This window comes from Paenibacillus sp. Y951, assembly GCF_056786395.1.
Genome location: NZ_JBXCIY010000013.1, coordinates 105,281 through 112,038 on the forward strand (window position 1 = coordinate 105,281; position 6,758 = coordinate 112,038).

The window sequence follows — 6,758 nt, forward strand, 5'->3', positions numbered from 1 at the left end:
ACGTATAATGACTAAATTAACGAAGCAAAATGAACCTCTTGTAACACATATTTACACAGCAGATCCTTCTGCACATGTATTTAATGATAAAATTTACATTTATCCATCACATGACTTGGATCATGATGGCCCTGATAACGATAATGGTGATCAATACAAAATGGAGGATTATCATGTTCTATCGATGGATGATATCGATGCTCCAGTTATTGATCATGGTGAAGCACTTCATATTCGTGATGTTGCATGGGCAAGTGCTCAGATGTGGGCTCCAGATGCAGCCTTCAAAAATAATATATACTACCTTTATTATCCAGCGCGCGACCATGATGGAATTTTCCGTATTGGTGTAGCGACAAGTGATAAGCCTGAAGGTCCATTTAAGCCTGAAGAAAACTATATTCCTGGAAGCTATTCCATCGATCCCGCAGTATTTGTTGATGAAGATGATCGTGCTTATATGTATTATGGTGGTCTATGGGGGGGCCAGCTTGAAAAGTGGCAGTCAGGGGAATTTATTGCAGATGCAGCAGATCCTGATGTAAATGGTCCAGCACTTGGTCCAGTAGTAGCTGAGATGTCCGATGATATGCTTACTTTCAAAACAGATCCTCAAGAGCTTGTTATTGTCGACGAGAATGGCGCACCTCTGCTTGCGAGTGATTTGGATCGTAGATATTTCGAAGGTCCGTGGATGCATAAATATAACGGGCTATACTATTTGAGCTACTCAACTGGTTCTACACATTATCTTGTATATGCAACGAGCACGTCGCCAACAGGTCCTTTCCAGTACAGAGGTAGAATTCTTGAGCCAGTTCTTGGTTGGACAACGCATCATTCTATTGTCGAGTTCAAAAATAAATGGTATCTATTCTATCATGATTGCTCGCTTTCGGGTGGCGTTAACCACAAACGTAGCGTGAAATTTACCGAGCTAAAGTATAACGAAGATGGTACAATTATAACGATCTTCCCATACGGTGAGCAGGCGTAATTGTTATTACTATACGAACGATCAAGACAGTCAATTACATCATCTGCTCTAATAGATGTTGAAATTAATTATAATTGATCACAATAATAAAACCTACCTTAAAGCAATTACGACCTACTACTTAGCTGCAAACAGCTTGTAGCTTAATCGTATGCTTACTAAGGTAGGTTTTTTCGTTTTCGTTCCTACTACATGATGATCAGCGCTATCATTAACGAATCGTTTTCAGTGCTGTACTCCAGGAGATGACTTGAACCAGTATGCCATTCACCAACTTGCGGACTCACCCGACCTTCAAGACTAGCTTCTAAGCGACAAAAAGTCGCTTCGAAAGCATAAGCTAACTTTTCACAGCTAATTCAGTCAGTATTTCACATCATTCAACGAAATATCCGAGAGATCTCTCTTTATTCATAAAATTTATTGCGAAATTGGGAAGGGGATACTCCGATATGCTTGGAGAAACAATTCGAGAAATAAGGGATGTTTTCAAACCCAACATGCTCTGCGATCGTGGAAACCGTCCAATGTGTATTGAGTAATAAGCTCTTCGCTTGATCAATACGAACTTTCATCACATATTCATTAGGCGTCATGCCATACATTTGCTTCATTGCTCGCGTAATATAGTTGTAATGATAATTGAAGGTGTAGGAGAGCCGTTCATTTGTAATTGATTCCTGATAATGGTTTCTAATAAAGTTTTCCACTTGCTCAGCTAATCTAACGATTGGTGTCACATCATCATTATTCTGCCTCATATCCATCATCTTCAGTAGCTGCTCGAAAGCATGCTGCTTTTTCCAATAGGCATTCGATTCTCTTTCTTTATTAGCCTCATTCATCTGCTCCAGTAATTGAAACGCTTGTTGAGGATAAGGAAAGGTCGTATGTTTCGGTAATTGAATTGTGTATGGAGTGGGGTAAAAACATTGCTGATGTTTCTCAATATTAAGCTTAATATGCTCCTGATCACTTTGCGTCCATGCACCTATACTTTGAAAATGAATCCAGTAGAACAGTATATGACCTTGTGCTGGTTTCACAGAATAATGAGATTGATTAGGCAATAAAATAAGCGATTGACCAGCTTCTAATTGCCAATGCTCGTGATCTTCACCAATATGTAAAGTGCCTTCTCGAACAAGAATGAAGTCAAAAAATCCTAAACTCGTTCGATTCGGATGAGTATCACCCGTTTCGTGAACTTGAAAACCGCTTTCTAAATAGTAGGGCGAGGGCGGAGCATTGAAATATAAATAGTTTATAGCATTAATTATAATCACTCCATCAGTGTGAAATTTTATAATAATCAAGTTGGAATTCTGTATCGTATATATTCATAGTAACACATAAAATAGCTGTATAGAGTGTGAGAAACTAATAATACAATAGGAGAGTGTAATTATGACAGCACCCATTCAATTGACAAAACCTATTCAATTTATTCCAATGAAGCAAGTTAATATTGTTGATCCATTCTGGAGTCAATACATACAGTTAGTTAGAGATGTCGTTGTTCCATATCAATGGGAAGCTATAAATGATCGCGTAGAAGGAGCCGAGCCAAGCCATGCTGTACAAAACTTCAAAATTGCTGCGGGATTAGCAGAAGGAGAATTTTACGGTTTCGTCTTCCAGGATACGGATGTCGCGAAATGGCTAGAGGCAGTTGCTTATTTACTATGTAAGGAGCCGAATGCCGAGCTTGAAGCGATCGCTGATGATATGATTACAATTATTGAAAAAGCACAGCAAGCTACGGGATATCTTAATACTTACTTCATTATTAAGGAACCTCAACTGAGATGGAAAAACTTAACAGAAGCGCATGAGTTATACACCGCTGGACATATGATCGAAGCAGGTGTTGCTTATTATCAAGCAACTGGCAAACGTCAACTACTTGATATCGTATGTCGGATGGCTGATGATATTGGAAATGTGTTCGGTGATGGAGAAGGTCAAATTCAAGGCTATGATGGACATCAAGAAATAGAGCTTGCCTTAGTTAAGCTCTATCATATTACCGGCGAAGATCAATATCTTCAATTAAGTAAATATTTTATCGATCAGCGTGGAACGAATAACTTCTTTGTAGAAGAAGCTGAAAAGCGTGACTGGAGCAGTATTTGGCATAATGGTCGTATTCAAATTGATCCTGAGTATTTCCAAGTACACAAGCCTGTGCGTGAACAGGATGTAGCAGTGGGGCACGCCGTTCGCGTTGTCTATATGCTAGCTGGTATGATCGACATTGCGAAAGAAACGAAAGATGCGAGCTTAATAGAAGCTAGTCGTACACTATGGAACAACATCGTTCATAAGCAAATGTATATCACTGGCGGAATTGGTTCTATGGTTCATGGAGAAGCTTTCTCGGTAGATTATGACCTGCCTAATGATACCGTTTATTCCGAAACATGTGCATCCATCGGCTTAATCTTTGCAGCACAGCGGATGCTACAGCTTGAGACAAAAAGCGAATACGCTGATGTGATGGAGCGTGCGCTTTATAATACAGTAATTTCAGGTATGTCATTGGATGGTAAGCATTTCTTCTATGTTAATCCTTTGGAAGTACAACCAGAGCAATGCAATGGACATAATAAAAATTACAACCATGTAAAGCCAGTTCGTCAAGAATGGTTTGGCTGTGCTTGCTGCCCTCCTAACCTAGCTCGTTTGCTAGCATCATTAGGCGATTATATGTATTCCGTGTCAGGCAACACCGTGTATTCGCACTTATTTATCGGTGGGACTACAGAACTGAATATTGATGGTTCTACTGTAACGTTGAAGCAAGCTTCTGACTTACCTTGGAGTGGAGTAGTGAAATATGAGCTGACGACAACTGCGCAAGTAGAGATGACATTAGCGATTCGTATTCCGAACTGGTCGCCACAAACAACAATTCTCGTAAATGGGAAAGAGCTTCAAGTTGCCGAAATTACTGAAGATGGTTATGCGATGATTAAGCGTCAATGGCAAACTGGAGATATTGTAGAACTTAACTTTGATATGAGTATTAAACGTATGAAGAGTCATCCGAAAGTGAAAGCAAATGCAGGGAAGGTTGCCCTTCAGCGCGGACCAATTGTATACTGCATCGAGGAAGCAGATAACGGGAAATTACTACAGCAAGTGAAGCTACCGAGCGATGCAGACCTCACTTTGAAATTCAACAATGATCTGGCGGATGGTGTATATACGATTGAGGCCGCAGGGGTGAGTATTAACGCTCAAGCATGGTCAGATCAGTTGTATGCTGCTGATGTAGCATTCGAAGAAACGCCAATTGCACTTACGTTCATTCCTTACTACACATGGGCTAATCGTGGCGAGGGTGAAATGATGGTATGGGTTAATGAGTTAGCAAAGTAATTATGCATTAATACTAATCCACGTCTAATGTTAGAAGCTTATTCTGACTAATAGGCGTGGATTTTTGTTGTGCTATAGCATAAGTAAACTAAATTCCAAGCCAGTTCATCCTAATACACATTTATGGGGGACATTATGAAAAAACCAATTCAATTATTTATCGTTATGCTACTATCTATTGCATTGTTTGTACCAACAACGGCTGCTCATTCGGGTAGAACAGATGCGAATGGAGGACATAATTGCTCTGCAAAATCAATAAGCAAAGGATTATGTACGGGCTATCATTATCATTCAGGTCCAAAATCTACAAGCAGCAGTTCAAGCTCCACGAGCTCCAAATCAACTAAGAAGAGCAGTAGCAGCACAAACACATCGAAAACTACTACTGTCAAAAAAGCAGAATATGAAAAATCAACGGTTAAATTATATGTTAATGATTCTTTAGTCAAACTAGACAATGATATACTTATTAAAGATAACAGTAACTATTTCCCAGTTAGAAGCGTCGTAAAAGCAATAGGTGCAACTCTTGAAATAGATAAGGCTTTAGATACGATCACAATCACAAAAAATAAAAAGAGTTCAACGCTGTCAATGTCTAGTAAAAACGTTATTACTAAAAATAATATGACGTATGCACCAATTAGAGATATTGTAGGCGATCTAGGAGCTGCGATTACATTTGACAAAGATAATAACAAAATTTATATTAGTATCAAATAATAAATGATTGACCGAAAGAATCGGGTCTCGAGCTAATGCTTGGGACCTTTTTGTCGTTTCTAGTAATTGTATAATATGGTATAATGGAGGCATGTTCGATGATCTATCTAACTAAGCAAGATGAAGAGTGGCTAGTTCTAGCATTCCGATACAATGCGGAGATCATTCAAAAAGTAAAAGAAATCAATCGCAGGCGATATGATCATCATCAGAAAGTTTGGTTAATTCCATACACCATTTCAGCTGTTACACTGTTAATCGAGCTATTGCATGAGAAAAACATCACTGTTGAAACACTTTTACAGGATGAATGTTATTTATTAGTCCATTGCCGAGCATTTACAAGAAAGAAGATGGAGCTAGAACAATTTCTTAATCCGCAATGGTTTGTAAATGATAACAAGGATGAGAAACGATCAACGCAGCATGACAACACTACAAACCTCTCTTCACAGACAGCTACAACAAAGGTGTTACATACATCTGATGTTTCCAATACTACCAAGACCACTGGATTTCCCATATCCAAAATACTTCAAGCAGAGGCAGTGCAACTGCAACTTGACATCCTTCAACAAGAGCTAATACTACGAGGGTACAGTAAAAAGACGATTTCCGTATATCGGGGACATATTACACGATTCATCGATTATATGAGAGCAAGAGAGTTGAAAAGTGATGTAATTAAGGGTGTTGTTGAAGCATACGCTCTTCTACTTCTGGACCAGGATCGCTCACACTCCTACGTGAACCAAGCAATTAGTGCATGTAAATTCTACTCACAGCATGTATTACAGCAAACTGATACAACTCAATATGTAAGACCAAAGACGGAGAAGAAATTGCCGCAAGTATTGTCTTTAGCTGAAATCAAACTCATTTTCAAAACTATTCAAAATGAAAAACATCGTGCCATCATTATGATTACCTATTCATCCGGGTTACGAGTAAGTGAAGTCGTTCGCTTGAAGCTGGAGGATTTTGACCTGGATAGACAATTACTGCGGATTCGCCAAGGAAAAGGTAGAAAGGATCGTTATACTTTATTATCTGAAGCAGCGTGGCAAGCGATCATACAGTATAAAGCTAACTATAAGTTAACAAGTTGGCTCTTTCCAGGTCAACAAAGCAAAGGTCATATTACAGAGCGAACGGTACAGAAAGTATTTGAACAAGTGTTGGCCAAGACGACTATTCATAAAGACGTAACGCTACATACACTCAGACATTCATTTGCCACACATTTACTAGAAGGCGGCATAGACATACGCTATATTCAAGAACTACTAGGTCACGAACATATAAGTACAACTCAAAAGTACACCCACGTAACAAACATCAACGCACGCAGCATAAAAAGCCCATTGGACATGTAAGTAGCGGGGCAGTACTATTAAGGAGAATTATGGAATGAGGGGAGGTGGAACGAAGTTAACAAAGTGCGTAAACAGACTAAATGAAGCTGATAACACGAAATACGCACAACAACAGATCTAGGCACTATAAACGAAATACGCAAATAATGTGTTATAGGAAAGAGCCGCGAAATCGTACCTAATTTAATTGAAAGTTGTGATAATAATTGAATGAAAAAATTGAACATAAATTATATACCATGGTAATGGTAAAGAAAGATGAAAAAGTCTTATTA

At 38.8% G+C, this 6,758-nt stretch carries 5 protein-coding genes; 4 read left to right on the forward strand and 1 reads right to left on the reverse strand.

Features of this window, described 5'->3' with window-relative positions:
- Positions 1-7: 7 nt before the first annotated feature.
- Complete coding sequence (locus AC1TPB_RS17940) at positions 8-997, forward strand: glycoside hydrolase family 43 protein (protein WP_482077765.1); 990 nt, start codon at positions 8-10, stop codon at positions 995-997.
- A gap of 407 nt (positions 998-1,404) precedes the next feature.
- On the opposite strand, the gene AC1TPB_RS17945 is transcribed toward AC1TPB_RS17940, so the two are convergent.
- Positions 1,405-2,283, reverse strand: coding sequence for a helix-turn-helix transcriptional regulator (locus AC1TPB_RS17945; RefSeq protein WP_482077766.1), 879 nt, complete (start codon positions 2,281-2,283; stop codon positions 1,405-1,407).
- A 121-nt stretch (positions 2,284-2,404) separates the two neighbouring features.
- On the opposite strand from AC1TPB_RS17945, the gene AC1TPB_RS17950 reads away from it, so the two are divergent.
- The 3 genes from AC1TPB_RS17950 to AC1TPB_RS17960 all read left to right on the forward strand — a co-directional run bounded on the left by AC1TPB_RS17950 (position 2,405) and on the right by AC1TPB_RS17960 (position 6,483).
- Complete coding sequence (locus AC1TPB_RS17950; protein WP_482077767.1) at positions 2,405-4,381, forward strand: glycoside hydrolase family 127 protein; 1,977 nt, start codon at positions 2,405-2,407, stop codon at positions 4,379-4,381.
- Positions 4,382-4,516: 135 nt separating this feature from the next.
- The gene (locus AC1TPB_RS17955; protein ID WP_482077768.1) at positions 4,517-5,107 is read left to right on the forward strand and encodes a stalk domain-containing protein; all 591 of its coding nucleotides are present in this window, start codon (positions 4,517-4,519) and stop codon (positions 5,105-5,107) included.
- Between the two features lie 98 nt (positions 5,108-5,205).
- Positions 5,206-6,483, forward strand: a complete 1,278-nt coding sequence (locus AC1TPB_RS17960) for a tyrosine-type recombinase/integrase (RefSeq protein WP_482077769.1) — start codon at positions 5,206-5,208, stop codon at positions 6,481-6,483.
- Positions 6,484-6,758 lie beyond the last annotated feature (275 nt).

Excerpts from the sequence above, each read along its gene's own strand:
- AC1TPB_RS17940 (WP_482077765.1), top strand. The coding sequence starts at position 8 with ATGACTAAATTAACGAAGCAAAATGAACCTCTTGTAACACATATTTAC.
- AC1TPB_RS17950 (WP_482077767.1), top strand. The coding sequence starts at position 2,405 with ATGACAGCACCCATTCAATTGACAAAACCTATTCAATTTATTCCAATG.
- AC1TPB_RS17960 (WP_482077769.1), top strand. The coding sequence starts at position 5,206 with ATGATCTATCTAACTAAGCAAGATGAAGAGTGGCTAGTTCTAGCATTC.
- AC1TPB_RS17955 (WP_482077768.1), top strand. The coding sequence starts at position 4,517 with ATGAAAAAACCAATTCAATTATTTATCGTTATGCTACTATCTATTGCA.